This window comes from Erythrobacteraceae bacterium WH01K, from assembly GCA_027941995.1.
GTDB lineage: Bacteria > Pseudomonadota > Alphaproteobacteria > Sphingomonadales > Sphingomonadaceae > CAJXSN01.
In genome coordinates, this window is record CP115966.1 from 2,081,240 (window position 1) to 2,107,077 (window position 25,838).

The 25,838-nt window shown below is 64.5% G+C and carries 32 protein-coding genes and 1 tRNA gene; 9 read left to right on the plus strand and 24 right to left on the minus strand.

Annotated features, from left to right (window positions below; all coding sequences use genetic code 11):
- The 10 genes from PF049_10200 to PF049_10245 form a co-directional block, all read right to left on the minus strand.
- Positions 1–768: an SIMPL domain-containing protein gene (locus tag PF049_10200; GenBank protein ID WBY15968.1), complete on the minus strand. Its 768-nt coding sequence runs from the start codon at positions 766–768 to the stop codon at positions 1–3.
- Between the two features lie 75 nt (positions 769–843).
- On the minus strand, positions 844–1,749 hold the full coding sequence (rimK, locus tag PF049_10205) for a 30S ribosomal protein S6--L-glutamate ligase (protein ID WBY15969.1): 906 nt from the start codon (positions 1,747–1,749) through the stop codon (positions 844–846).
- Positions 1,750–1,771: 22 nt separating this feature from the next.
- Entirely contained in the window at positions 1,772–2,209 is a 438-nt protein-coding gene (locus PF049_10210; protein WBY17900.1) for a RimK/LysX family protein, read from the minus strand.
- An 8-nt stretch (positions 2,210–2,217) separates the two neighbouring features.
- On the minus strand, positions 2,218–3,270 hold the full coding sequence (locus tag PF049_10215; protein WBY15970.1) for a YncE family protein: 1,053 nt from the start codon (positions 3,268–3,270) through the stop codon (positions 2,218–2,220).
- Entirely contained in the window at positions 3,264–5,123 is a 1,860-nt protein-coding gene (locus PF049_10220) for a M2 family metallopeptidase (protein WBY15971.1), read from the minus strand. Before PF049_10220 ends, PF049_10215 begins: the two co-directional genes overlap by 7 nt.
- Before the next feature lie 69 nt (positions 5,124–5,192).
- Positions 5,193–5,714: a hypothetical protein gene (locus tag PF049_10225; protein WBY15972.1), complete on the minus strand. Its 522-nt coding sequence runs from the start codon at positions 5,712–5,714 to the stop codon at positions 5,193–5,195.
- A complete protein-coding gene (locus tag PF049_10230) occupies positions 5,711–6,466 on the minus strand; it encodes an alpha/beta fold hydrolase (protein ID WBY15973.1) in 756 nt (251 codons plus the stop codon). Before PF049_10230 ends, PF049_10225 begins: the two co-directional genes overlap by 4 nt.
- 439 nt (positions 6,467–6,905) lie before the next feature.
- Positions 6,906–7,553 carry a 2-hydroxychromene-2-carboxylate isomerase gene (locus tag PF049_10235; protein ID WBY15974.1) on the minus strand — a complete coding sequence of 216 codons (648 nt, stop codon included), beginning with the start codon at positions 7,551–7,553 and terminating at the stop codon, positions 6,906–6,908.
- A 23-nt stretch (positions 7,554–7,576) separates the two neighbouring features.
- Complete coding sequence (locus PF049_10240) at positions 7,577–8,122, minus strand: aspartate-semialdehyde dehydrogenase (GenBank protein ID WBY15975.1); 546 nt, start codon at positions 8,120–8,122, stop codon at positions 7,577–7,579.
- Positions 8,123–8,129: 7 nt separating this feature from the next.
- Positions 8,130–9,155 carry an aspartate-semialdehyde dehydrogenase gene (locus PF049_10245; GenBank protein WBY15976.1) on the minus strand — a complete coding sequence of 342 codons (1,026 nt, stop codon included), beginning with the start codon at positions 9,153–9,155 and terminating at the stop codon, positions 8,130–8,132.
- A 153-nt stretch (positions 9,156–9,308) separates the two neighbouring features.
- Here PF049_10245 and PF049_10250 point away from each other — a divergent pair, with 153 nt between their 5' ends.
- Positions 9,309–10,193 (plus strand): alpha/beta hydrolase, encoded by an 885-nt coding sequence (locus PF049_10250; GenBank protein WBY15977.1) that lies wholly within the window; start codon positions 9,309–9,311, stop codon positions 10,191–10,193.
- Between the two features lie 65 nt (positions 10,194–10,258).
- Here PF049_10250 and rplS read toward each other — a convergent pair whose 3' ends face one another.
- Together rplS and trmD are read right to left on the minus strand one after the other, a co-directional pair.
- Positions 10,259–10,648, minus strand: a complete 390-nt coding sequence (gene rplS / locus PF049_10255) for a 50S ribosomal protein L19 (protein WBY15978.1) — start codon at positions 10,646–10,648, stop codon at positions 10,259–10,261.
- Positions 10,645–11,391, minus strand: a complete 747-nt coding sequence (gene trmD / locus PF049_10260; protein ID WBY15979.1) for a tRNA (guanosine(37)-N1)-methyltransferase TrmD — start codon at positions 11,389–11,391, stop codon at positions 10,645–10,647. The genes rplS and trmD overlap by 4 nt, the downstream gene beginning before the upstream one ends.
- Before the next feature lie 54 nt (positions 11,392–11,445).
- On the opposite strand from trmD, the gene PF049_10265 reads away from it, so the two are divergent.
- On the plus strand, positions 11,446–12,354 hold the full coding sequence (locus PF049_10265) for an NAD(P)/FAD-dependent oxidoreductase (GenBank protein WBY15980.1): 909 nt from the start codon (positions 11,446–11,448) through the stop codon (positions 12,352–12,354).
- On the opposite strand, the gene rimM is transcribed toward PF049_10265, so the two are convergent.
- From rimM to PF049_10290, 5 genes are all read right to left on the minus strand, one after another.
- Positions 12,351–12,866: a ribosome maturation factor RimM gene (rimM, locus tag PF049_10270; protein ID WBY15981.1), complete on the minus strand. Its 516-nt coding sequence runs from the start codon at positions 12,864–12,866 to the stop codon at positions 12,351–12,353. The genes PF049_10265 and rimM overlap by 4 nt on opposite strands.
- A 6-nt stretch (positions 12,867–12,872) precedes the next feature.
- A complete protein-coding gene (gene rpsP / locus PF049_10275) occupies positions 12,873–13,331 on the minus strand; it encodes a 30S ribosomal protein S16 (GenBank protein ID WBY15982.1) in 459 nt (152 codons plus the stop codon).
- A 36-nt stretch (positions 13,332–13,367) separates the two neighbouring features.
- Positions 13,368–14,831, minus strand: a complete 1,464-nt coding sequence (gene ffh, locus PF049_10280; GenBank protein WBY15983.1) for a signal recognition particle protein — start codon at positions 14,829–14,831, stop codon at positions 13,368–13,370.
- A gap of 256 nt (positions 14,832–15,087) precedes the next feature.
- Positions 15,088–15,163 (minus strand) — tRNA-Ala (locus PF049_10285).
- Between the two features lie 90 nt (positions 15,164–15,253).
- Entirely contained in the window at positions 15,254–15,589 is a 336-nt protein-coding gene (locus PF049_10290) for a TIGR02300 family protein (protein ID WBY15984.1), read from the minus strand.
- A gap of 183 nt (positions 15,590–15,772) precedes the next feature.
- Between PF049_10290 and aroA the strand changes: the two genes are divergently transcribed.
- From aroA to PF049_10325, 7 genes are all read left to right on the plus strand, one after another.
- The gene (gene aroA / locus PF049_10295; GenBank protein WBY15985.1) at positions 15,773–17,098 is read left to right on the plus strand and encodes a 3-phosphoshikimate 1-carboxyvinyltransferase; all 1,326 of its coding nucleotides are present in this window, start codon (positions 15,773–15,775) and stop codon (positions 17,096–17,098) included.
- Entirely contained in the window at positions 17,095–17,388 is a 294-nt protein-coding gene (locus tag PF049_10300; GenBank protein ID WBY15986.1) for a permease, read from the plus strand. The genes aroA and PF049_10300 overlap by 4 nt, the downstream gene beginning before the upstream one ends.
- The gene (locus PF049_10305; protein ID WBY15987.1) at positions 17,385–17,603 is read left to right on the plus strand and encodes a hypothetical protein; all 219 of its coding nucleotides are present in this window, start codon (positions 17,385–17,387) and stop codon (positions 17,601–17,603) included. Before PF049_10300 ends, PF049_10305 begins: the two co-directional genes overlap by 4 nt.
- Positions 17,600–18,223, plus strand: coding sequence for a (d)CMP kinase (cmk, locus tag PF049_10310; protein ID WBY15988.1), 624 nt, complete (start codon positions 17,600–17,602; stop codon positions 18,221–18,223). The genes PF049_10305 and cmk overlap by 4 nt, the downstream gene beginning before the upstream one ends.
- 486 nt (positions 18,224–18,709) lie before the next feature.
- A complete protein-coding gene (rpsA, locus tag PF049_10315; protein WBY15989.1) occupies positions 18,710–20,410 on the plus strand; it encodes a 30S ribosomal protein S1 in 1,701 nt (566 codons plus the stop codon).
- A 288-nt stretch (positions 20,411–20,698) separates the two neighbouring features.
- Entirely contained in the window at positions 20,699–21,457 is a 759-nt protein-coding gene (gene gloB, locus PF049_10320; protein ID WBY15990.1) for a hydroxyacylglutathione hydrolase, read from the plus strand.
- 2 nt (positions 21,458–21,459) lie between these two features.
- Entirely contained in the window at positions 21,460–22,434 is a 975-nt protein-coding gene (locus tag PF049_10325; GenBank protein ID WBY15991.1) for an NADPH:quinone oxidoreductase family protein, read from the plus strand.
- Between the two features lie 53 nt (positions 22,435–22,487).
- Here PF049_10325 and PF049_10330 read toward each other — a convergent pair whose 3' ends face one another.
- The 7 genes from PF049_10330 to PF049_10360 all read right to left on the minus strand — a co-directional run bounded on the left by PF049_10330 (position 22,488) and on the right by PF049_10360 (position 25,785).
- Positions 22,488–23,021, minus strand: coding sequence for a hypothetical protein (locus tag PF049_10330; protein WBY15992.1), 534 nt, complete (start codon positions 23,019–23,021; stop codon positions 22,488–22,490).
- Complete coding sequence (locus PF049_10335; protein ID WBY15993.1) at positions 23,014–23,508, minus strand: ATPase; 495 nt, start codon at positions 23,506–23,508, stop codon at positions 23,014–23,016. The genes PF049_10330 and PF049_10335 overlap by 8 nt, the downstream gene beginning before the upstream one ends.
- A 92-nt stretch (positions 23,509–23,600) precedes the next feature.
- Positions 23,601–23,828, minus strand: a complete 228-nt coding sequence (locus PF049_10340; GenBank protein ID WBY15994.1) for a F0F1 ATP synthase subunit C — start codon at positions 23,826–23,828, stop codon at positions 23,601–23,603.
- Positions 23,829–23,864: 36 nt separating this feature from the next.
- Positions 23,865–24,623 carry a F0F1 ATP synthase subunit A gene (locus tag PF049_10345; GenBank protein WBY17901.1) on the minus strand — a complete coding sequence of 253 codons (759 nt, stop codon included), beginning with the start codon at positions 24,621–24,623 and terminating at the stop codon, positions 23,865–23,867.
- 88 nt (positions 24,624–24,711) lie between these two features.
- Positions 24,712–25,047 (minus strand): AtpZ/AtpI family protein, encoded by a 336-nt coding sequence (locus PF049_10350; protein ID WBY15995.1) that lies wholly within the window; start codon positions 25,045–25,047, stop codon positions 24,712–24,714.
- Positions 25,048–25,211: 164 nt separating this feature from the next.
- Positions 25,212–25,607, minus strand: a complete 396-nt coding sequence (locus PF049_10355) for a YdbL family protein (protein WBY15996.1) — start codon at positions 25,605–25,607, stop codon at positions 25,212–25,214.
- A gap of 22 nt (positions 25,608–25,629) precedes the next feature.
- Entirely contained in the window at positions 25,630–25,785 is a 156-nt protein-coding gene (locus tag PF049_10360) for a YnbE family lipoprotein (protein WBY17902.1), read from the minus strand.
- Between the last annotated feature and the right edge of the window lie 53 nt (positions 25,786–25,838).

The window sequence follows — 25,838 nt, forward strand, 5'->3', positions numbered from 1 at the left end:
TCAGCGCGGCTCCAGCGCGTAGTCTACGAACAGCGTCACGCTCTGCTGCAACTCGCCCACTTCGACCGCCGAACGGTTGCTGATGCTCTGCGCCGGTGGCGGCGGAGGCGGAGGCGGCGCGCCGGCCTGGCCGATATTGCGGCCCGTCACGATGATCGGTTCGTATTGCGACGACCGGGCCCGCTCGCTGATCCGAAGGACGCGCGTGATCCGCATGCCGAACGCGTTGGCATAAGCCTCGGCCTGCTCCTTCGCATCGGCGACGGCATCGGCCCGGGCCGCGGCGACCGCCTGCGTATCGTCGCTCAGGGAGAAGTTGGGGCCGTAGACATTGTTCGCCCCGGCCTCGAACATCGTCGTCAGCAGGCCGGACGCATCGTCCACGTCGCGCACAAGCACCGTGACGTTGTTTGACGCCTGGTAGCCGGTGATGTCGGGCGGCGCGCCGTCGCTGCGGTTGTAGTTGAATTGCGGATTGAGCGAGAGGCTCTGCGTCTGGATGTCACGCGCCGCAACGCCCGCCCGGCGCAGCGCCTCGACCACCCGGTTCATTTCACGCGCATTGGCATTCGCCGCCTCGCGCGAGGTCGTCGCAAAGGTCACGACGCCGCCGGTCACCGTGGCCTCGTCGGGTTTGACATAGGTCTCCCCGGTCGCCTGGATTTCCAGCAAGGTCTGGTTCGGTGCGAGAACCTCGTAAGCCTGGGCATGAACGCCTGCGGGAATCGACACCAGGACTGAAGAAGCAAGAAGACTGAGACGCCGCATCGGAGGTTTCCTCACATGATCAATGAGTCAGGAAACCGCCGATTTCGAAATAAGGTCCCTCTTCATGCGCCCAGTTCACCCCTTCCCCTTGGTCTTCGTCTTCCCGTCCTTCGCGTTCTTGGCGATGTAGTCGATGACCATGCCCGCCACGTCCTTGCCGGTGGCGTTCTCGATGCCTTCCAGACCCGGTGACGAGTTCACCTCCATGATTACCGGGCCGTGATTGCTGCGCAGCATATCCACGCCGCAGACATTCAGGCCCATGTGCTTGGCCGCGCGCACGGCAGTGGAACGTTCTTCCGGCGTGATCTTGATGACTTCGGCGCTGCCGCCGCGGTGGAGGTTGCTACGAAAATCATCGGCCGCGCCGGTGCGCTTCATCGCCGCGACCACCTTGCCGCCGACCACCAGAGCGCGGATGTCCGTCCCGCCCGCTTCCTTGATGAATTCCTGTACCAGGATGTTGACATTGGCCCCGCGGAACGCCTCGATCACCGACTTGGCCGATGACATGGTTTCCGCCAGCACCACGCCGATGCCCTGCGTGCCTTCCAGCAGCTTGATCACGACCGGCGGCCCCTTGACCGCGCGGATGATCTCCTCCGCCTGCTTGGGGTCGTTGGCATAAGCGGTCAGCGGCAGGCCCAGCCCGTATTTCGCCAGGATCTGCATCGAACGCAGCTTGTCCCGGCTGCGGCCGATGGCAACGCTTTCGTTCAATGGCCAGCAGCCGCGCATCTCGAACTGGCGCAGAATGGCAAGGCCGTAATTGGTGATGCTGGCCCCGATGCGCGGAATGATTGCGTCATAGCCCACGCACGGCTCGCCATTGTAGAACACCTCCGGCTTGTGGCTGGCAATGTGAACGGTGCAGCGCGTCGTGTTGAGGATGTCGAGCGTATGGCCGCGCTGCTCCGCCGCCTCCACCAGCCGCTTGTGCGAATAGAGGTTCGGGTTGCGTGCCAGCATTGCGATTTTCATGGGATGACTTTCCTGGTGGCGCTCATGGTTTGTGCCCCTGCTGTATCTCGCGCTCCGGGGTCTGCAGCCATGAATGCCCGGAATCGACGAGGAACCGGCGGCGCAGGGACGACCGCCCGATCAGCATCGGGAATTTCATGTCGGACCGGTCGGCAAGGCTGATTTCCGCCCGGAACCCCGTATCGCCGATCTTCAGCGGCGTCTTGATGACATAGCGGCGCTGCGTTTCGCCGTTGGAACTGGTGATGCCCCTGATATCGACATGGATCGCCTCGCAGACCTGCCGCACCCCGCCCAGATCGACGGCGAAGCGGACAAATTGCTCTCCGCCGCGTTCGAACTTCTCGATCACCTCGCCGTGGAGCGACGATGTGCGCGCGCCGCTGTCGATCTTCGCGGGAATACCGCGCAGGCCCAGTTCGGGCAGGTGGACCAGCTCTCGCCAGCCCACGGTTTCCATGGCTTTCTTCACTGTCCCCCGCCCTCTTTCGTCCGACCTGTCGCAGCAGCGGGATGCGGCATGATCGCCATCCCGTCGCCGCCTTCGCCCACCGCGATGCGGCGCAGCACCTCGCCCGTGCGGTAATCCACTTCGGCCACCGTGTCCGTGCCGGTTTCGGCAACATAGACACGGCTCCCGTCCGGGGACCACAGGATGGTGACCTGCTGCCGGCGTTCCGCATTGGCGCGGTCGTCCACCGCGATCGTGCGCACCGCCTCGCCCCTTGCCAGGTCGATGACCGTCAGGCTGGTATCGGCAAGGTCGGAGGTGACCGCAACATCGCCCTGCGGCCGGATCGCCAGCCGCAGGGGAAACGCGCCGACGCCGACTTCGCGCCGAATTTCCAGCGTCATCGGATCGAGCGCGAACGCCTTGTCGCTGCCACGCGCGCTGACCCACAGCGTCTTGCCATCGGGCGTCAGGGCGATGCCTTCGGGTTCGATACCGACCTCGACAGAGCGCGGGGCCCGGCGGGTCTTCAGGTCGACCAGCGTCACCGTTTTCGAGCCGAGATCGGTCGTCCACGCATGATTGCCGTCGGGCGAGACGGCCAGCATATGACTGCCGTCTTTCTGCGTGCTGTATTCGAAGGTTTCCGCCTTGCCCACCGGGTCGCGGATCCAGAACACGGACCTGCGCCCCTCTGCCGTTGCATACAGGTCGCCATTGGCGTGCCAGACGATCCCGTGCGGGCGCGCATTCTCACCCAGATCGATGAACTTCGCGATTGCAAGGTTCTCGGCAACGAAGATCGCAATCCGCGTTTCGCCGTAGCAGGCCAGAGCGATGTGCCGCCCGTCCGGCGATGCCGCCAGCTCGTGCGGAGTCCTGCAGGCCTGCACGGTGTACGGCTGCGCCGGATCGGACAGGTCGATGCGCGACAGGCTGTCGCCGCGTTTGTTGGCGACGAACAGCGTGCCTGCAACGCCGCGCGTCGCAGCCTGCGTTGCTACTGTGTCGGCATAGGGCGCGCACGCGGCGAGCCCCAATGCCGCCAGCGGGACAAACGCTCTCACCATCCGGAAACCTTGCCCTCGTTCTGTTCGTCCAGCCATGCCTTGAGCGGGGCGAAATACTCGGCCATCGCCTTGCCGCTCATCTCGCGGCTGCCGGTGAAGGCCTCCAGCGCGTCGGGCCACGGCTTCGATGCGCCCATTTCCAGCATTGCGTTCAGGTTCCGGCCCACTTCCTCGTTCCCGTAGAAGCTGCAACGATGCAGCGGCCCTTCCCAGCCCGCCTGGTCGCACGCAGCCTTGTAGAACTGGAACTGAAGGATGCGCGCGAGGAAGTAGCGGGTGTAGGGCGTATTGCCCGGAATGTGATATTTCGCACCCGGGTCGAAGGCATCGGCAGGCCGCTCGACCGGCGGGGTGATGCCCTGGTATTCCAGCTTCAGGTCGTGCCACGCCTGGTTGTAGTTTTCCGGCGTGATGGAGCCATCGAAGACGCCCCAGCGCCATTTATCGACCAGCAGGCCGAACGGCAGGAAGGCGATCTTGTCCATCGCCTGTCGCAGCAGCAGGCCGATATCCTTGTCCGCGCCCGGCACGTCCTCGCGGTCCAGCATGTCGATCTGAACGAGATATTCCGGCGTGATGCTCAGCGCGATCATGTCGCCGATCGCCTCGTGGAAGCCGTCATTCGCGCCGTTCAGATGCAGGTAGTCCTGGCTGTTGTAGGCGCGCTGGTAGTAATTGTGGCCCAGCTCGTGGTGGATCGTGATGAAGTCGTCGGCATTGCGCTTGATGCACATCTTGATCCGCACGTCGTCCACATTGTCGATGTTCCACGCGCTGGCATGGCACACGACCTCGCGGTCGGCAGGCTTGGTGAACTGGCTGCGGGAGTAGAACGTCTCGGGCAGCGGTTCGAAGCCGAGCGAGCTGAAGAAATCCTCGCCCACGCGGACCATGTCGATTTCGGACAGGCCCTTCGCCTCGATCAGCTCGGTCAGGTCGTAGCCGATGTCGCCCGCCCCCTCGGGCGCGACGAGGGGGTAGATATTGCCCCATTCCTGCGCCCACATATTGCCCAGCAGGTCGGCGCGGATCGGGCCGGTCGCAGGCTGGATGGCGTCGCCGTGCTTCTCGTTCAGCTTCGCGCGGACATAGGTGTGCAGCGACCGGTAGAGCGGGGCGACTTCCTGCCACATCCGCTCCAGCTCGGCGGAGAATTCCTCCGGCGGCATGTCGTAGCCGGAACGCCACATCGCGCCGACATCGGAAAAGCCCAGTTCCGCAGCGCCTTCATTGGCGATTTCGACCATGCGGGCATAATCATCCTTCATCGGCGCGCCGACCTGCGTGTGCCAGCTGGCCCACATCTCGGCCAGTTCTTCGGGGCTGCGCTCCAGATTGCCCATCTGCGCCTCGATGTCGGAGCCGTTGATTTCCTCGCCATTCAGCGTGCCCTTGCCCTTGCCGTACTGGCTGTTGAGGCGGGTCGCGATCTCGTTCAGCTCGACCGCTGCGCCGTCGGCCGTCGGGGCCGGCAGGACGATGCCGTTCCTGAGCATGTCGAGCTTGCGCGAAACCTCTGCGTCCAGGCCGGGCACCTGCGCATATTTCGCCGCTTCCAGCGCGTAGCGCACGCTCATTTCCGTGCCTTCCGCGCCCACGGCGGCGGCCAGCGCATCGGTGTCCTCGTTCAGATAGGTCGCATTGACCCAGTAGATGCGGCCCGCGCGCACGGTGAAATCGAAGCCTTCCTTCTCCACCATGTCGACCCAGTCCGACGCGCCCTGCGGCGTCATCGGGAACTGCGTTGCCATCTCGTTTGCCGGTTCCACATGATCGTCGGCCAGGGCAGGCGCGGCGAGGCATATGGCCAGCGACAGGAGCGGCGCGCGAAGCGCATTGGGGGACAGTTTCATGACAGGCGATCCTCTGAGGTTGTGATCCGGTTTCCGTTGTTACCGGAATGAACCTCGACGCCCGCATAATCAAGCGGTTCGGCGCTCCAGCACGAGGCCGATAACGGGCAGGAGCAGGCAGGCGAGGAAGCTGCCGACCTTGGGCCAGTACATGGCCGCCGCGATAGCCGCCTGCCGGTCGTCACCCGTGCCTGCCATCAGCTGATCCAGCTGCAGCCACGTCTCCGTGAAATCGGTCGCGCCGAAGACCAGCGCGGCAAAGACCAGCAGAGCGCCCGGCGTGCGCAGGCTGCCCGCACCGCCCGTCAGGAAATAGAATCCGCCCAGCAGGCTGCCGAGCGTATAGATCGCGATGAAGGCGAGGTCGCTGACCATGGCGGTGAAGGCAGTGCGATAGACGTCCGCCGCGCTCCATGCGCGGTGGATCTCGTCCACCCGCTCGGCGCTGCCCGCCCGCTGGTGGGCCATGATGCCGTGCGGGACCCCTTCCACGGCCAGAGGCTGATGCAGCCAGATCGCCACGCCGAAGGCCAGCAAGCCGCCCAGCCACACGATCAGGAACCGCCGGCGCGAGAGGAACGGGCTTGTCACGCGGTATCCGCCAGCCATCCGGCGATCGCGCGGCCAAGCTCCGGCTTCGTCACGCTGGACATATGGGTGCCGGGAACCTCGGCATAGGTCGCATCCGGCAGCAGGTCTGCCAGCTCCTGCGCCGATCCGTTGTCGCGGTCCTCGTCCCCGCATACGACCAGCGTGGGCATGGCGACGCGCTGCAGGTCGGCCAGGTCCATGTCCGGCAGTGTCTGGAGCAGCAGGCGCGCCGCAACCCGGTCCACGCCCTGCGATTTGAGGAACTGCATCGAGAAATAGGCCGGATCGCCGCGCGGGATATTCTCGAACTCGTCGATCACCCGCAGGAAATGGGCACTGCGTTTCGACCATTCGCCCAGCCCCGCCGTGCCCATCCCGCCGACCACCAGGCGCTGCGGATCGAGCAAACCTTGCGCGACAGCATGAAGCGAGGTGCGCGCGCCGAGCGAGAACCCGCCCAGCACGTAATCGCCCGGCGCCAGATGATCGACCAGCGCCGCCACGTCGCGCACCAGCACGTTCTCGCGATATTTCGCGGGATCGTGCGGCGCCTCGCTGTCCCCGTGCACCCGGAAATCGAGCATAAGGACCTCGTACCCCGCCGCCGCGATGACTTCTGCATGACCCCACTTGATCCAGTTCATCTGCGCGCTGGAAAAAAGGCCGTGGAGCAGGATAAACGGCGTGCCCTCACCAACGTGGTGCAGTGCGAGGCGAGTGCCGTCGAAGGAGGCGAAGTGTTCGGTGATCATTCGGTCATACCTATCAGAGATTGCCATTCCACTTCACCCTCTGGCTGCGTGTCCCACTGTGGTAGCGCGGGGTCGAGAATCAGATCGGTCCGGCGGCTGCGCGTCCAGATATGCGCAACGATGGGGACCCCCTGCGGTTCGTCGAGCGATCCCCCTTTAACTGTGACGAAGCCCGGGCGGCTGCGGCCCTCATGATAGACCCGGCTGCCACATTGCGCGCAAAACCAGCAAACTGTCATCGATCCACTGTCGGTCGGGCGGGACCACGAGGCGAGAGGACCGTCGCATTCAAAATGGGAGCGTCGGACACGAACAGATATGCCGAACGCGCTGGCGGACTGTTTCTGGCATTCGGTACAATGACAGCAATAAGCGGCCCGAGCTTTCTCTATCTGGTAGCGCACGGCACCACACTGACACCCACCGCTCAGTTCGCCTTTCACCGTTTCACCAAACCTTTCTGCTCCATCCGCCACTTCGCCATCTCGATGCGGTCCTGCCCGAAGAAGGGCTCTCCGTCGAATACCAGTGTCGGCACACCCCAATGGCCCGCCTGCTCCAGAGAGCTTTGATTGCCGGCAATTTCGGCGTCGAGCGCCGCCTCATCTCTTTCTATCTCGGCGCCGAGCTCGACGAAATCGAGACCCGCTTCCTCGCAGGCTGAAGACATCGGCCCCTCGTGATGCCAGTTCTCCACGCCGCCCCAGATGCGCTGGCCCATTTCGTGCGCGAAAGCGACGCCCTTGCCACGCCGGGCGGCGGCCTGACCCAGTCGAGTGACATAGCGAATATATGGCTGATCCTCGGCAATCCGCCGCGTTTCCATGTTTTGGATGATCGGGTCGGGACGCGGCGGGCCGAAGGGGATGCCGTGAAACTGCGCCACCCGCATCATGTCTCGCATGGTGTAGCCGAGCCAGTTGGGATGGTTGCGCTCGAAAAAATCGGGCTCGCGGATCGCGAGCGGCCAGACGGGACGCAGCGCGATGGCCAGGTCGTATTCCTCGGCCATGGCGCGATATCGCCCGATCGACAGATAGCTGTAGGGTGAGCGGAAACTGAAATAGAGGTCGGCGGTCAGCGTCATACAGGCCTTTCCCTAGCCGCCCATCACCGGAAGAAACAGTTCCGCCCTGCATAGAGGCCCGATACCTCGTCGGTGTCCAGAAAGCCGCCGATCGAGCCGCCGAGGGCGAATTCCTTGCCCAGCGTGCTGTCGCTGATGGGGGCGAAGCCTGTTTCGCCCTCGACGATGGTGCGCCGCGTGCCGACGCTCACGCCGTCTGCCGTGGCGATGTCTGCGTCCGGATCCTGGAGATACCAGCCGACGAAACGGTCCTGCTGGAAATTCACCGTGAACCCCTCGCCGAACTGGCTGAAGGACATGGGCCCGGCGCCGCATTCGCCATTGTCCGAACGATCCGCGACCTCGCCGATGACGCCTTGCAGCGCATTTTCAACGATCTCGCGCTCGACCGAGAACGGCAGCGTTTCGCCGCCGATGACCAGCCCCTCGCCCGTCAGGATCACGGCCTGCGCCTGCACGGCAGCGCCTGCCCCGCCGGGCTGCTGTTCGTAGGGAGGCGGCGCTTCCGCGCTGCACGCTGCGAGCGCCAGCGCGGCCGGCGCAAACGCTGCGAGACGGACGCGGTGCACGGCGCGCCTATCCCTTCTTCAGATGGTGGCGACCGAGGAGCTCGGCAATCTGGACCGCATTGAGCGCCGCGCCTTTCCGCAGATTGTCGGACACGCACCACAGCGTCAGGCCGTTCTCGACCGTCGGGTCATCGCGCACGCGGCTGATATAGGTCGCCCCGTCGCCTGCGGCCTCGACCGGGGTGACGTATCCCTCGTCTTCGCGCTTGTCGATCAGCATGATACCCGGCGCCTCGCGCAGGATGTCCTGTGCATCACTGGCCGAGAGCTCCTTCTCGAATTCGATGTTCACCGATTCGGAATGGCCGACGAACACGGGCACGCGCACGCAGGTAGCGTTGAGCTTGATCCTGGGATCGAGGATCTTCTTCGTCTCGACCACCATCTTCCATTCTTCCTTGGTCGATCCGTCATCCATGAAAACGTCGATATGCGGGATGACGTTGAAGGCGATCTGCTTCGTGAAGGCTTCGGGTTCGACCGGATCGCCGACGAAGATGGCGCGGCTTTGCTGGAACAGCTCGTCCATGCCGGCCTTCCCTGCACCCGATACCGACTGGTAGGTGCTGACGACAACGCGCTTGATCGTTGCCGCGTCGTGCAGCGGCTTCAGCGCAACCACCAGCTGCGCGGTCGAGCAGTTGGGGTTGGCGATGATGTTGCGCTTCTTGAAATCGTCGATCGCGTCGGGGTTCACCTCCGGCACGATCAGCGGCACGTCCGGGTCCATCCGGTAGAGCGAGCTGTTGTCGATCACCACGCAGCCTGCCGCTGCCGCCTTGGGCGCATATTCCTTCGCCGGGCCGCTGCCTGCGGCAAACAGGGCGATGTCCCAGCCCGCCCAGTCGAAATGTTCGATATTGCGGCATTTGAGCATCTTGCCGCTGTCGCCATATTCCACTTCCGTGCCGTGGCTGCGGCTGGATGCGACGGCGGCCACCTCGTCGGCGGGAAATTCCCTCTCCGCAAGGATCTGCATCATCTCGCGGCCGACATTCCCGGTCGCTCCGACGACTGCTACGCGATAGCCCAAAGTATTTCTCCGATCGGTTGGCGCGAGGGGGCACGGCCCGCCATCGCAGTTGCGTGTTCGACGTAATGGCGGGACAAGAGCATTGTAACCCCTTTTCATGGGCCCTTCTTGTGGGCCCGTCTGATCAGCCCCTCTTGCAAGGATGCCTGTCCCGTGACCGAACCGACACTCGACGATTGGCGCAGGCAGGCAAGCACCTTTGCCTTTGGCGACTGCAACATCGCCTACTGGACGGCCCTTTCTTCGAATGACGGTTCCGGCCGGCCGTTGCTGCTGGTGCACGGCTATCCCACTGCCGCCTGGGACTGGCACAAGGTCTGGCCCCGGCTCTCCGCCCGGCACAGCTTGGTGGCGCCCGACATGATCGGCTTCGGCCTCTCGGACAAGCCGCGTGCCGCCGCCAGCTATTCGATCCATCGCCAGGCCGACATGCACGAGGCGCTGCTCGCCGATCTCGGTATTTCCGAATACGATGCGCTGGTCCACGATTACGGCGTATCGGTCGGGCAGGAACTGCTGGCCCGCCGGGCGGAGGGATCGGGGGCGCAGGGCCTCGGCAAGGTCGTCTTCCTCAATGGCGGTATCTTTCCCGACCAGCACCGGCCCCGACCGATCCAGAAACTGGGCGTATCGCCGCTGGGTTTCCTGGTCGGCTGGCTGACCACGCGGGAGAAATTCGGGCGGAGTTTCTCAGAAGTCTTCGGCCCCGATACCCAGCCGACGGCACGGGAACTGGACGAATTCTGGTCGCTCATCACGCATGATCGCGGCAACCGGATCATGCACCGCCTGCTGCACTACATCGCCGACCGGCAGGAACACGCCGGGCGGTGGTTCGATGCGCTGGACCGGGCGCAGGGCGATATCGGCCTGATCAACGGCGCACGGGACCCGGTATCGGGCCGCCACGCCTACGATGCATGGCGTGACCGCCTGCCCGGTGCTCGCCACCATCTGATCGAAACCGTCGGCCATTATCCGCAGGTGGAGGCCTCGGCCGAAACCGCCGAAGTCGCGCTCGGCTGGCTCTCCGCATAGGAAAAGGGCGCCCCGGTGATCCCGGGACGCCCTCTCTTGGTGTCTTTATATGGAAGGTGCGACGCTTATGCGTCCGCCTTCTTCGTATCCTTTGCAGGACGGGTGTCGCGGCGCTCGGCAATACGGGCGCTCTTACCGGTGCGGCCACGCAGATAGTACAGCTTGGCGCGGCGCACGACACCGCGGCGAACCACGGTGATGCTGTCCAGGATGGGCGAATAGAGCGGGAAAACACGCTCCACGCCTTCGCCGAAGCTCATCTTGCGAACGGTGAAGTTGCTGCCCATGCCGCGGTTGGAGCGGGCGATGCACACGCCTTCGAAGTTCTGCACACGCTCGCGCGTGCCTTCGACGACCTTCACGCCGACACGCACGGTATCACCGGCGCGAAATTCGGGAATGTCCCTGCCGAGATTGTCGATTGCCTCGGCTTCGAGTGTCTGGATCAGGTTCACTGGTCCGTACCTTTCTGTTCATGCCGCTCGCCAGAGGCAGACTGGACCCGAGCGTCACTGTGACGCTCCCACAAGTCCGGCCTGCGTAACCGTGTATCGGTTTCCGACGCAGCCTTTCGCCACGCCGCAACCTTCGCATGATCCCCCGATCGCAGCACTTCAGGGATCGTGCGCCCTTCCCACATCTGAGGCCGGGTATATTGCGGATACTCGAGCAGTCCTTCCTCGAAGGATTCCTCGGTACCGCTGGAAGCCGCGCCCATTACGCCGGGAAGCAGCCGAATGCAAGCGTCGAGTATGGCGAGCGCCGCCGGTTCGCCGCCCGACAGGACGATGTCGGCAAGCGACACCTCCTCCACGTCGCGGGCCTCGAAGATACGCTCGTCGAAGCCCTCGAACCGGCCGCACAGGATCGTAACGCCGGGTCCGGCCACGAGCTTGCGGATGCGCGCCTGCGTGACCGGCCTGCCCCGCGGTGTCATGGCGAGCACCGGCGCATCCGGCTGCGCCGCGCGGGCGTGGTCGATTGCCGCGCCCAGCACGTCCGCCTTCAGCACCATTCCTGCCCCGCCGCCGGCCGGCGTATCGTCCACTGTGCGGTGCTTGTCGGTGGCGAAGTCGCGGATTTGCACGGTCTCCAGCGTCCAGTCCCCCCGCTCCAGAGCCCGTCCTGCCAGGGACACGCCCAGCGGCCCGGGAAACATCTCCGGGTAAAGGGTCAGGACGGTCGCGGCGAATGTCACGGGTTGGCACTACAACGATGGGCACTACAATGCCATCCCGCGATTGTTACGGGTATGGACGATTGCATCATCATCGGCGGCGGGCCGGCGGGGCTGACGGCCGCGATCTATCTTGCCCGCTACCACCTCGACATCCGGCTGTTCGATTGCGGCACCAGCCGCGCGGCGCTGATCCCGTGTACGCACAACCATGCGGGCTATCCCGACGGTATCGCCGGGCTGGAGCTTATCGGCCGGATGCTCGAGCAGGCCGAGAAATACGGCGCGGTGCACGAGGAAAAGCGGGTCGCGCACCTCGCCAGGACGGGCGACCATTTCACCGTCGGTACGGACGAGGGCACGTTCACCGCGCGCAGCGTGCTGCTGGCGACCGGCGTATTCAACCGCCACCCGCCCGGCATGGACGATGCGCTGCACGACGATGCGCTGGCGAAAGGCCTGCTGCGCTATTGCCCCGTGTGCGACGGATACGAAGTGACCGACAAGCGCGTGGGTGTGATCGGCACGGGCGAGCACGGCACGGCAGAAACGATGTTCCTGCGCGGCTTCACCCGCGACCTGACGCTGGTATCGCCCGACAGCGACCACGACCTCGATGCCGAATGCCTCGCGACGCTCGACGAAGCGGGCGTGGCTCCGGTGGACGGCCCCTGCGGCAAATACGAGTTACGGGGAGAGCGGATCGCGGTCGAAACGGCCGATGGCTGGCTGGAGTTCGACAGCATCTACCCCGCAATGGGCAGCGATGTCCGTTCCGAACTGGCGGCATCTGCGGGCGCGGAAACGACGGGGGACGGCTGGATCGTGGTGGACGACCACCAGCGAACCAGCGTTCCCGGCCTCTATGCGGCAGGCGACGTGGTGCTGGGCCTCGACCAGATCAGCCACGCGATGGGGGCCGCCGGCGTTGCGGCCACGACGATCCGCAACGACCTTGCCGAAAAGCAGCCGATGAGGCGCTAGGCTTCCACGAAAGCCCCGTTGACCACCAGCCGCTCGCCATTCCATTCGGGCACGGCTTCGGGCGTCAGGGGCACCATCACGGTGCGCATGCCCTTTGCGGGCGGGGGATCGCGTTCGATCTCCACGATGTCGGTGGCGCCGAAATTCTCGACCGCGATCACCGTGCCGATGGGCTCGCCTTCGGTCGTCACCGCGGGCAGGCCGAGCAGGTCGGCGTGGTAGAATTCGCCCTCTTCCAGCGCCGGTAGCGCCTCGCGCGGAACTTCCAGCGCGGTGCCGCGCAGGGCTTCGGCCGCCGTGCGGTCCGGCACTTCGGCAAAGCGGGCGATCGCGCCCCCCTTGTTGTCGCTGCGCAGCTTCTGCAGCGTCAGCGTGCCGCCGGGGACATGGGCGTTGAAGGACAGGTGCGCCTCCAGCGCCCCCAGCCCTTCCCCGAACAGCTTCAGGCGGACCTCGCCCGCCACACCGTGCGCGCCGGTGATGGCGGCCAGTGTGACGGGCGTGTCGGCCATAAGTCCTTACTCGCCCTTTTCTTCGGCTTCGTCGGCAGTTTCCGCAACTTCGGCAGCGGCGCCTTCTGTGGCTTCAGCTTCTTCGGCGGGAGCTTCTTCCTCGGCAGCCTTTGCAGCTTCAGCGGCGTCGGCTTCCTTCTGGGCCTTTTCCTCGGCGCGCTCGGTGGCCTTTTCGCCCGGCTTCGCCTTGTTCGGGTTGTTGCGGGCTTCGCGCTCGCGGATGCCGGCGGCATCGAGGAAGCGGGCTACGCGGTCGCTCGGCTGGGCGCCGACGCCGAGCCAGTACTTCGCACGCTCTTCGTTCAGCTGGACGCGCTTCTCGTCATCCTTGGCGAGCAGCGGGTTGTAGGTGCCGATCTGCTCCAGATACTTGCCGTCGCGCGGCTTGCGGCTGTCGGCAGCCACGATGCGGTAATAGGGACGCTTCTTGGCGCCGCCGCGGGAAAGTCGAAGTGCAATTGCCATGATAGTTTCCTTTGGTAATTCAATCTGTTGAAAAGGTTATTTCTTCTTGTTCAATAGGTTGGCCAGGTCCGGGGGAATGTTCCCGTCGCCGCCCGGTGCGCCCATGCCGGGAAGGCTCGGCATGCCGCCGCCGCCCATTCCGCCCGCACCGCCAGCACCGCCGCCGCCGAACATGGCGGCCAGGCCCTTCAGCCCACCCATCTTCTTGATCTGCTTCATCGCGCGCGCCATTTCCTGATGCATCTTCATCAACTTGTTGACGTCCTGGACGGATGTCCCGCTGCCTGCGGCGACGCGCTTCTTGCGCTTGGCGTTCATCAGCGCGGGATTGGCGCGTTCCTTTGCCGTCATGGAGCCGATGATCGCGTCGAGGCGGTTCAGGTAGCCGTCGTCCACGCCGCTGTCGGCCATCGCGGCCTTGGCCTTCTTCATGCCCGGCATCATGCCGGCCAGCGCGCCCAGCCCGCCCATGTTCTGCATCTGGCGCAGCTGCATGCGCAGGTCGTTGAGGTCGAACTTGCCCTTCGCCATGCGCTTGGCGAGCTGCTCGGCCTCTTCCTCCTTGATCGTGGAAGCGGCTTTTTCCACCAGGCTGACGACATCGCCCATGCCCAGGATCCGGTCCGCGACGGAGCGGGGGCGGAAGGGTTCGATCGCGTCCAGCTTCTCGCCGGTACCGGCAAACTTGATCGGCTTGCCCGTGACCGCGCGCATGGACAGGGCCGCACCGCCGCGCGCATCGCCGTCCATCCGGGTCAGGACCACACCGGTCAGCGGCACTTCGCCGGCAAAGTTCTGCGCGACGTTCACCGCGTCTTGGCCGGTCAGGCTGTCGACCACCAGCAGGACCTCTGTCGGGTCGGAGACGCTGGCGACGGCCTTCATCTCGGCCATCAGCGCCTCGTCGACATGCAGGCGGCCCGCCGTGTCGAGCATGAGGACGTCGTAATTCTGGAGCTTCGCCGCACCCATGGCGCGCCGCGCGATATCGACCGGCTGCTGGCCCTCCACGATGGGCAGGGTCGCGACGTCGATCTGCGTACCCAGCACCGCCAACTGCTCCTGCGCGGCCGGGCGATTGACGTCGAGCGAGGCCATCATGGCCTTCTTGCCATGCTTTTCGCGCAAATACCGCGCCAGCTTGGCCGTGGTCGTCGTTTTACCCGAACCCTGCAGGCCGACCATCATCACGACGACCGGCGGCTTTGCCTCGAGGTTGATGTCCTCGTGGCCTTCGCCGCCCAGCATTTCGATCAGTTCGTCATTGACGATCTTCACGACCTGCTGGCCCGGCGTCACCGATTTCAGGACGCTTTCGCCGACGGCCTTTTCCGTGACGCGGTCGATGAAGCTGCGCGCGACCGGCAGGGCGACATCCGCCTCCAGCAGCGCAACCCGCACTTCGCGCATCGCATCGCGCACGTCCTGTTCGCGCAAGGCGCCGCGGCCGCGCAGGCGGTCGAACGTGCTGCCAAGGCGATCGGAAAGTGCGTCGAACATAGGCGTTCACAACTCCAACACCCGGGGGAACCCCCGGTAAACGCGAAAAACGCCGGCGGACGAAAACTCGTCGGCCAGCGCGCGATCGGAACGATCGGCTATAACAATCTAAACCCATTTTGCCGGGATTTGGTCTTGGGTGCCAGCGAAAACGGGAATGTCGGAGAACCGGAGCGCAGCGGACATCAAGTCCGTGAGCACCGGAAGCGCACGACAGCGCCGTTTGCAGCAAGCCCAAGGCCAAAGGCCGGTAAAATGGTGGAGCCTAGCGGGATCGAACCGCTGACCTCAACACTGCCAGTGTTGCGCTCTCCCAGCTGAGCTAAGGCCCCAATCATTTTCGTGCAGCACCCATATCATGCGTGCCACCCTTGCGGGAAGCGCCCTTTAGAAAGGGCAGCTTCCGGATGCAAGGACTAAACTCAACTTTCCGGTTCGTCCTCGTCGTCGCCCTTGCCCTTGGACACGCCGAGATCGTCGTCGCCGCCGAGATCGACTTCGTTGTCGGGCGAATCCTCGTCCTCGTCGACGTCGATATCCAGATCGTCGTCAGCCAGGTCGCTGTCCGCCTCGCCGTCCTTCTTCTTTTTCTTCTCGTCTTCCTCGAAGGTGATGGGCTGCTTCGCCTTCAGCACCGGCTCCGGAGTCCATTCCTCACCGCATTCGATGCAGGTGACCGGGTCTTCCTTGCCGAGGTCGTAGAAACGCGTTCCGCATTTGGGGCAGGTGCGCTTGGTGCCCCATTCAGGCTTCGCCATGATCGTTCAGTCCTTGTGGTCGGGCCCGGCATGACACCGGATGGGGTCCGTGCGGGCCGCGTCGAAAATCTGGTTCCTTGATGGGGCGCACCTGCGCCCGAATCAAGAGTGCGGCGCGCCTTGCCATGCGCCCCTCGCGCTGTCAAAGCCGCGCCTCCCCTGTCACCATGCGCCCAGGACCGGATGAACAGCCAGCTTTCCCCCCACCGTTTTGCCCCCGGAACGCCGCTGACCGGCCGGATTCGCGTCCCCGGCGACAAGTCCATCAGCCACCGCGCGGTGATGCTCGGCGCGCTTGCCATCGGCGAGACGCGCGTCACCGGCCTGCTGGAAGGCGAAGACGTCCTGGCGACCGCCGCCGCCATGCGGGCCATGGGCGCGCAGGTGGAGAAGACCGGCGAGGAATGGCGCATCCACGGCGTGGGCGTCGGGGGATTGTTGCAGCCTCAGGGCGCGCTGGACATGGGCAATAGCGGGACGAGCACACGGCTGCTGATGGGTCTCGTCGCCGGCCACGGCATCACCGCCACCTTTACCGGTGATGCAAGCCTGTCGAAGCGACCGATGGGCCGGGTGATCGAACCGCTTTCGCGCATGGGCGCACAGTTTCATGGACCCGCTGGCGGAACCTTGCCTCTGACAATGGAGGGTGCGCATCCCGCCGTGCCGATCGAATATCGCCTGCCCGTGGCCAGCGCGCAGGTGAAAAGCGCGGTCCTGTTAGCGGGGATCAACACGCCGGGCATCACGACGGTGATCGAACCTGTGCCGACCCGCGACCATTCGGAACGGATGCTGCGCGGTTTCGGCGCGGTGCTCGAAGTAGAGGACGCAGGCGACGAGCGAATCATCCGCATCCACGGCGATGCCGAGTTGCGTCCCCAGACGATCGAGGTGCCGGGCGATCCCTCCTCCGCCGCGTTCTTCGCAGTGGCCGCCACGCTGGTCGAGGGCAGCGACCTCACCATAGAGAATGTCGGCCTGAACCCGACCCGCGCCGGCCTGTTTGGCGTCCTGCGCCAGATGGGTGCGAGTATCGAGGAAGAGAACCCGCGCGAAGTCGGCGGAGAGCCTGTCGCCGACCTGCGGGTGCGCCATGCCCCACTGACGGGAACCCGGGTCGATCCCGGCATCGCCCCGTCGATGATCGACGAATTCCCCGTCCTGTTCGTCGCTGCCGCGCTGGCAAAAGGCACGACCGTCACCACCGGGCTGGAGGAATTGCGCGTCAAGGAAAGCGACCGCCTGTCCGCCATGGCGGCCGCGCTGGAAAGCGTGGGTGCGCGGCTGGAGGAAACAGAAGACGGCCTCACCATCCACGGCACCGGCGGCGAGCCTTTGCGCGGTACGGCCAATGCGCACGTCACCACCCATCTCGACCACCGCATCGCCATGAGCATGGCGGTGGCAGGCCTAGTCTCGGCAGACGGGGTGGAGGTCGACGACATACGCCCCATCGCGACCAGCTTCCCCACGTTCCGCGACCTGCTGGCCAGGGCGTCGCAGTGACCGGCTCGCTCGACATCTATTCGCTGATCGGCTTCGTCGGCACGGCCTGCATCATCGGCGCCTACGCCTACCTGACCTGGAAGGACCGGCCCAGTCCGTGGATCCTGCATGGCACGAACCTGACCGGCGCTGCCTTGCTGACGGTTTCGCTGCTGGTCCACACCAACTGGCCGAGTCTGGTTCTGGAAGGATTCTGGGCGGCCATCGCCATTACCGGGCTGGTGAAGGCTGCGCGAAAATCCCGCGCGGACGCGTCGGCCGAGGTCCGGCCAAGGAAAGCTGCCGAATGATCCGCCGCACCCTTTCCATTTTCGTCTTCCTGCTCGCGGCCGGGCTGGTTGCTTTCATGGTCCCCGAAGGCACGATGCCGGAAGGGCGAAACCTGCTGGGCGCGGTCCTGTTCGCGGGCCTGGCGGCGCCGGCCATCCGATTGTTCTGGGACAAGGAGCGGGCAAACCGGCAAGCCACCATCGAACGCGCCCGCAAGAGGACAACCAGACCATGATCATCGCCGTCGACGGCCCCACCGCCAGTGGCAAAGGCACGATTTCCAAGGCGCTGGCCGAACATTTCGGCCTGCCCCATCTCGACACCGGACTTCTGTACCGCGCGGTCGGGCGGCAGGTGTTCCTGGATGGAGGCGACCCGGACGATGCCGGCGATGCGCTGGCCGCGGTGACTTTTCCGGACAGTCTGCTGGCCGACGCCTCGCTGCGCAGCGAAGTCGCGGGCGGCATGGCCAGCCAGGTCTCGGTCCACCCGGCGGTGCGGCAGGCTCTGTTCGAACGCCAGCGCGCCTTTGCCGAGCAGGATAGCGGCGCAGTGCTCGACGGCCGCGACATCGGGACCGTTATCGCGCCCGATGCCGATGTGAAGCTGTTCGTGACGGCATCGGTCGAGGCGCGTGCGGACCGCCGTTATGCCGAGATGAAGGGACGGGGCGAGGACGTCCGGCTGGAAGTCATCGCGCAGGACCTGCGCCAGCGCGACGAGCGCGACCGCAACCGTGCCGAGGCGCCCTTGGTGGCAGCACCCGACGCCTATGTTCTAGACACTTCCGCGCTGGGCAAGGAGGAGGCTATTGCCGTAGCCATCGATGTCGTGCGGAAGGCGCTTGGGACGTAATCGTCCGCGCAGCAAGATTTCCTACATTTGAAATATCGATACAATCCGCCCCTTTTCCGGCGCCGCGCGACTGAGCCTGAAAAACTGCAGGAAACCGCCGGTTTCAAAGGGTGACGCCAAAACCCGACCTGTCACATGTGTCACCCCGCGCCCGGTCCGGCAAAGGCTAGGCGGCGCGGCATCCCGCTCCCCTTCCCACTCCCCGCGACGGCCCGGCCTTTTGCTTGCTTTTTGCCCGTCCTGCGCGTAAGGGCGCGCCTGTCTGAAGGACATCCCCTCACGGCCATCCGGTATCCCCGCGCCCCCGGCGCTGTCACCGGTCATTGCCGGGGCCCTGCCCGCAAGGACACCCGCGACGGCATCCGGCCCCGCGGGCACGATCGGCCCTCTTGCCCCGCCAGCCTGCGCAATGGTGCGCCGGAAGCGGTGAAAGACCCCGGGTAAACCGGTGGCCGGAAGCAAATGTGAAACAGGACCTGTAATCCTATGGCATCTACCGCCAATCCCACGCGCGACGATTTCGAAGCGCTGCTTAACGAACAACTCGGCAATGCCGACGACGGTGGCTTCGAAGGCCGCGTCGTAAAAGGCACCGTGACTGCCATCGAAGCTGGCATGGCCATCGTCGATGTCGGCCTCAAGAGCGAAGGCCGCATCGATCTGAAAGAATTCATGCGCGGCGAAGACGAGCACGGCCTTGAAGTCGGCTCCGAAGTCGAAGTCTATGTCGACCGTGTCGAGAACGCCGACGGCGAAGCCATGCTCAGCCGTGACCGCGCCCGCCGCGAAGCTGCCTGGGACAAGCTGGAAAACGAATTCGGCGAAGAAAAGCGCGTCGAAGGCCGCATCTTCGGCCGGGTCAAGGGCGGCTTCACCGTCGACCTCGACGGCGCCGTGGCCTTCCTGCCCGGTTCGCAGGTCGACATCCGTCCCGTGCGTGACGTCACCCCGCTGATGGAACAGCCGCAGCCGTTCCAGATCCTCAAGATGGATCGCCGCCGCGGCAACATCGTGGTCTCGCGCCGCGCCGTTCTGGAAGAAACGCGCGCCGAACAGCGCAGCGAACTGATCGAGCAGCTGGCTGAAGGCCAGGTCATCGACGGCGTCGTGAAGAACATCACCGATTACGGTGCCTTCGTCGACCTCGGCGGTATCGACGGCCTGCTCCATGTCACCGACATGAGCTACAAGCGCGTCAACCACCCGACGGAAATGATCGAGATCGGCCAGACCGTGACCGTCCAGATCATCCGCATCAACGCCGAAACCCAGCGCATCAGCCTCGGCATGAAGCAGCTGGAAAGCGATCCGTGGGATGGCGTGTCGGCCAAGTACCCGGTCGGCGCGAAGCTGACGGGCACCGTCACCAACATCACCGAATACGGCGCCTTCGTGGAGCTGGAGCCGGGCATCGAAGGCCTGGTCCACGTTTCCGAAATGAGCTGGACCAAGAAGAACGTCCACCCGGGCAAGATCGTCAGCACCTCGCAGGAAGTCGAAGTCGTCGTCCTCGAAGTCGACAGCGAGAAGCGTCGCATCAGCCTCGGCCTGAAGCAGGCTCAGGGCAATCCGTGGGACGACTTCGCAGAGAAGTATCCGGTGGGCGCGAAGGTCGAAGGCGAAGTCAAGAACGCCACCGAATTCGGCCTGTTCATCGGTCTTCCGGGCGACGTCGACGGCATGGTCCACATGTCCGACATCGCATGGGGCATCTCGGGCGAAGATGCGCTCGCCCTGCACCGCAAGGGCGAGCAGGTCGAAGCGATCGTTCTCGACGTCGATGTCGACAAGGAACGCATCAGCCTGGGCATGAAGCAGCTTGAAAAGGGTGCTCCGACCGAAGCGGGTGCCGGCACCGACCTGCGCCGCGGCCAGGTCGTCACCGTCACCGTTCTCGAAGTCCGCGATGGCGGTCTGGAAGTCCAGGTCGGCGAAGACGGCGCAACCGGCTTCATCAAGCGTTCGGACCTCGGCCGCGACCGCGACGAACAGCGTCCCGACCGTTTCCAGGCCGGCGCCAAGGTCGATGCACAGGTCACCGGCTTCGATCGTTCGAAGAAGCCGACTTTCTCGATCAAGGCTCGCCAAATCACCGAGGAAAAGGAAGCAGTGCAGCAGTTCGGTTCGTCCGACAGCGGTGCATCGCTCGGCGACATCCTGGGCGAAGCGCTGAAGAAGAGCGACTGATCGATGCGAGGCTCGCCCGTCCGGGCGAGCCTCCTCGGTGCTGTTTCGACCCTTGCGGGATCGAGCACCTGCGGCGCGGCCGCGTGGCCTTGCGAGGCCGCGCGGCCTCGACGTTTTTGGGGTTGGGTCTGAGAATGCAGGGTCGGTCGCACCAGCGACCGCAAGGGCGACTGCCCGCCGGCCGGTCAGGCCGCAAGCCTAGCGGCGCGCACGCGCTGCGCCCGGCGATTGAGGGCCAGAAAAAGACACGCCTTTCCTACATGGGGGCAGGTGCGATATGCAGGCACCATGTCATTGCAAGTTCACCAGTTCCCCTGCCTGTCCGACAATTACGGATTCCTGCTGCACGATTTCGATAGCGGCGAAACCGCAGCCATCGATACGCCCGACGGAGAGGAATATCTCCGGCAGGCAGAAGCCAGAAACTGGCGGATCACGCAGATCTGGAACACCCACTGGCATCCCGACCATGCAGGCGGAAACAAGGCGATCGTCGAGGCAACCGGCGCGTCCGTCATCGCACCGCAGGAGGTCGAGAAGCTGTCGCCTATCGACCGCATCGTGGGACAGGGCGACACCGTGACGCTCGGCGCCCATGAAGCATCGGTCATCGACGTGTCGGGGCACACGAGCGGCCACATCGCCTTCCATCTCGCAGGTGCCGACATGGCTTTTGTCGGCGACAGCGTCTTCGCGCTGGGTTGCGGGCGGATGTTCGAGGGCGAGCCGCAGCAGTTCTGGGAGAGCCTCCAAAGGATCAAGGCCCTGCCCGCATCCACCACGCTCTATTGCGCGCACGAATATACAGCCGCCAATGCGAAATTCGCGCTGCACGCCGATCCCGATAACCCTGCGCTGCAGAGCTATGCCGAAGAAATTGCGGCGAAGCGCGATCGCGGCGAGCCGACCGTTCCGACACGGCTTGGCCGCGAACTGGAAACGAACCCTTTCCTGCGCGCCGACGATCCGGCGCTGATGAAAAAATGGGGCGGCAGCGTGCCACACGAGACGTTTGCCGCGCTGAGATCGGCCAAGGATTCGTTCTGAGAATGCGCGCCCTCGTCGTTTCGCACCTGTCGGACGACCTATCCGGCGTCAGCCTTACGGACCTTCCTCCACCTCTGCGCTCTGCGGACGAAGTGCTGGTGAAAGTGCGCGCGGCGTCGCTCAACTACCCGGACCTGCTGATGACGCGGGGCGCATACCAGTTCAAACCGGAACCGCCTTTCACGGCCGGAATGGAACTGGCAGGCGAAGTGCTCGAATCCGATCCTGGCTCGCGATTTGCCGTCGGCGACCGGGTGACAGGCGGCGCAAAAACGGGCGGGTTTGCCGAACTGGCGAGCGTTCCACAGGAAAACCTGCGACGCATTCCGGACGAGGTCGGCCATGCCGAGGCGGCGGCGGCCGGTGCGGCCTATTCCACGGCATATACCGCACTGGTCGAGCTTGGCGGCCTGAGCGCAGGCCAGACCGTCCTGGTCCACGGCGCCAGCGGCGGCGTCGGTCTCGCCGCCTGCGACCTTGCGAAGGCGCTGGGCGCAACGGTGATTGCAGCCACGCACACAGAGCAAAAGCGGGAAATCCTCGCCAAGATGGCATGCGTGGACCACGTGATCCTCAACACAGGCGGCTTCCGCACCGACATCGCCGACCTGACTGGCGGGCGGCTATGCGACCTTGTCGTCGATCCCGTGGGCGGTGACGTTTTCGACGAAAGCACACGCTGCGTCGCGTTCGGCGGTAAGCTGCTGGTGGTCGGTTTCGTCGCCGGGAGGATCCCCGAGATTGCCGTCAACATTCCCCTGATAAAGGGGTTTTCCGTCGTCGGCGTTCGCGCCGGGGAATATGCGCGCCGCTTCCCCGAACGCGGAGCGGCGATCCGCGATGCCCTGGATGCCCTGATGGTCCAGGGACGGATAAAGCCCCACATCGACCGCATCCTGCCACTGGATCGCTGGCGCGAAGCGTTCGGTGCCATGGAGGCAGGAGCGATTACCGGAAAGATCGTTCTCGAGCCCTGATACGAAAAGGGCGGCCCGATCGGACCGCCCTTCGGAATTCGGGTTGTCGAGCTTTAGAGCCCGGCGATCAGCTCGTCGGCCAGTTTGCGATCGGCCTCGGCATCATGCTTCGCGGCGATCAGCTTCCGGCTGGCGGCAGCAGCGGCCGCAGCAGCACGATTGCGGACATCCTGCACCGCTTCACGCTCGGCCGCGGCAATGGTGTCCTCGGCCATGCGCTTGCGGCGCTCGACCAGCGTCTTGCTGTCGGCTTCGGCCTTTTCGAGAAGGGCATCGGCCTCACGCTGGGCGTTTTCCATCATCGCCTCGGCGTCCTTTTCGGCACCGGCGATCTTACGCGAGTATTCGTCGCGCAGGGCCTCGGCCTCGGCACGCAGGCTTTTCGCCTCTTCGAGCTGTTCCTTGATCGCGGCGATACGCGCGTCGAGGCCGCCGGTGATCAGACCCGGAACTTTCTTCCAGACCAGGACAGCGATCAGGACCAGCATCGAGATCGAGACGATCTGATAGGGCTCGAGGCCCCAGAGGCTCGGTCCGAGGGATTCGGGGACGTCGACCGTGGTGAAGACTTCGGGCGCGTTAGACATGGGCCATGGCCTCCTTCACAGCTTTGGTCGCGGTAGGCTTGGTCACCTTCACGCCGGCAAGACGCATCGTGATATCCTGTGCAGCCTCGGCAGCGACACCCTCGATTTCCGCCAAAGCGCTTTCCCGTGACGCGGCAATGCGCGTCTCGGCTTCGGCAAGCTTGGTATCGAGACGCTTCTGCGCCGCAGCAATTTTCTTTTCCGACTTCGCGGCAGCATCGGCCTTTGCCGCAGCAACCAGTGCCTGCGCCTTGTCGCGGTTTTCGTTCTCGCGGATGCGCCAGGCTTCCTCTTCCTCGTCCGCGCGGTCCCTTGCTGCCTGCGCAGCGGCAAGGTCGTCGGCGATCTGCTTGTCGCGATCACCCACGGTGGCCATCACGCGCGGGACCATGCCCCGCCCGACGACGAAGAATACGAGGCCGAAGAAAACCAGCAGCCAGAAAATCTGGCTGGAATATGTTTCGGCGACCTGGGCTATCTGGGGCATTGCATGCGTCCTGCGTTACGGCAGTCGGGAACAGGCTGGCGACGCGGGCCGGACAAAAGCCCGGCCCGCCTCACCAAATTCAATCTCGTCGATCAGGCGACGAAGATCAGGATCATGGCCACGACGAACGACAGCAGGCCGAGAAGCTCTGCTGCGGCGAAGCCGATGAACAGGCGGCCCTGCTGGCCGTCGGCAGCACCCGGATTGCGCAGCGCGCCTTCGAGGTACTTTGCGAACACGTTGCCCACACCCAGTGCGGCGAGACCGGCACCTACAGCGGCGAGACCGGCTCCGAGCAGCTTTGCAGCTTCAGCTTCCATTTCAAACTCCTTTGGAAAAACGTATTGAATTGACGATTAGTGAAGGTTCTCTGCGTCGTTGATATACAGCGACGTCAGAAGAGCAAAAACATAGGCCTGGATACCGGCGACCAGGATTTCCAGCGCGCTGATGCCGATCATCAGGATGAAGCTGGGCGCACCGACCAGAAGGCCGATACCCGCACCCGCGTTCACACCGTCGATAACGAAGCCCGACAGAACCTTGAGAAGGACGTGTCCGGCCATCATGGCAACGAACAGACGCAGTGCCAGGCTGAAGGGGCGAACGAGGAAGGAGATCAGCTCGATCGGGAACAGGATCGGGATCATCGGCAGCGGCGTGCCGTGCGGCACGAACAGGCTGAAGAAGTGCAGGCCGTGCTTCCAGAAACCGACGATCAGGACGATGGCGAAGCTGATGACGGCCAGGACACCGGTAACGGTGAAATGACTGGTGAAGGTGAACGGATGGATGCCGACCACGCCCAGCGGCAGCAGGCCGAGCAGGTTCGCGAACAGGATGAACATGAAAAGCGAGAATACGTAAGGGACGTATTTCTTGCCTTCCTTGCCGATATTGGCCTGGACCATGTCGTCGATGAAGCCGGTGAAGCTCTCGACCATGACCTGCCAGCGGCCGGGCACGATCTCGCGCTTCATGCCGCCCCACACGAACACGACCAGCACGATCGTGGTGGTCATCATCCACATCGAACTGTTGGTAAAAGCGATGTTGAAACCGGCAATTTCCCAGTTCTCCGAACCGAGAATCGGTTCGATGTGGAACTGGTGCATCGGGTCGACTTTGCCCTCTTCGGCGGCCACGATAATTCCCTGTGCGTTTGCGCCAGATGGCGCGTTCGGTTTCCGTCCGGCGCGTCGGTCAGTCGCCGTCCGGCGGACTGTCCGACGAAGTGTTCGCCGTCCTGATGATGTTCCTGAAGGCCACGACTATCCCGAGGAACAGACCGACCAACAGACCCCAGGGCGAGGTATCGAACAGCGAGTCAAACGCGAACCCGATTACCAGACCGCCGAGAATCCCGCCAAGCAGGTCCGCCAGCACGCGGTTGCCGCTGCGATAATTCGCATCGGCCCCGCTTGCCTTGGGACGGTTGCGTTCACTTTCACGCTCGGATGCGGCCTTCAGCCGCCGTTCGAGCGCGTCGATTCGCGCATCCTCGGCAATGGGTTCCCGTGCGGACTTGTCATCGCTCATGCCTTGCTCCTGTCGGGGAATGCGCGGCACGGGCAAGACCTGCCCGCCGAGGGCGCGCTCCCCTTAGGTGGGGGGCGTTGGCAAGTCAACCGATGCAAGCCCGGGATTGAGTCATCGAACGAAGCGAGCGGTCACTGCGCGCGACTGGCGTTCCGCACTGGGTTTCAGGGACAGCGGGGGTCGCGCCGAGGTGCCGCGCCGGTGCGGGTTTCCCACGTTCCGCCGGGTGCCTCGTATTTCTCGCCCGGCTGTGTGCGGTTGATCAGCACGCAGCCCTGCGTGAAAGCGTATTCCTCGATCGTGGCAGCCTGCGCCTGCGCACGCTGGGTATAATTCGCGCGGCGTTTGATATTGAGGTCGGCGACCAGCTTGCGGATCTCCGCGCTCTGGTTCCCGACGACGCCAAGATAGCCGTCCATCTTTTCACCGACCGCCCCATTGGCGCGCGCCGCGGCATAGGCCGGGTCCCGCTGCGCCAATGCAGCGGAGGGCATGACCAGGGCCGCTGTCGCCAATCCGGCGAGCGCCGTCCCGAACATCGTGTTTGCCTGTTTCAGCATCTTCATATCCTTCCACCCGCAATCAGAAGATATCGGGATTTTCATCGATATTTTCGCGAACATCGTCCGCCAGCCTGTAAATCACTTCCTGACGGATATTGATATTCAGTTCGATCACGATCGGTTCCGCAGGCGCATTGACCTGTATGCATCCGCCGAGAGCCAGCGAAGCTGCCATCACCAACGCCGCCGACCATCCATATTCACCGCGACGCACTTTCGCCCCACCCT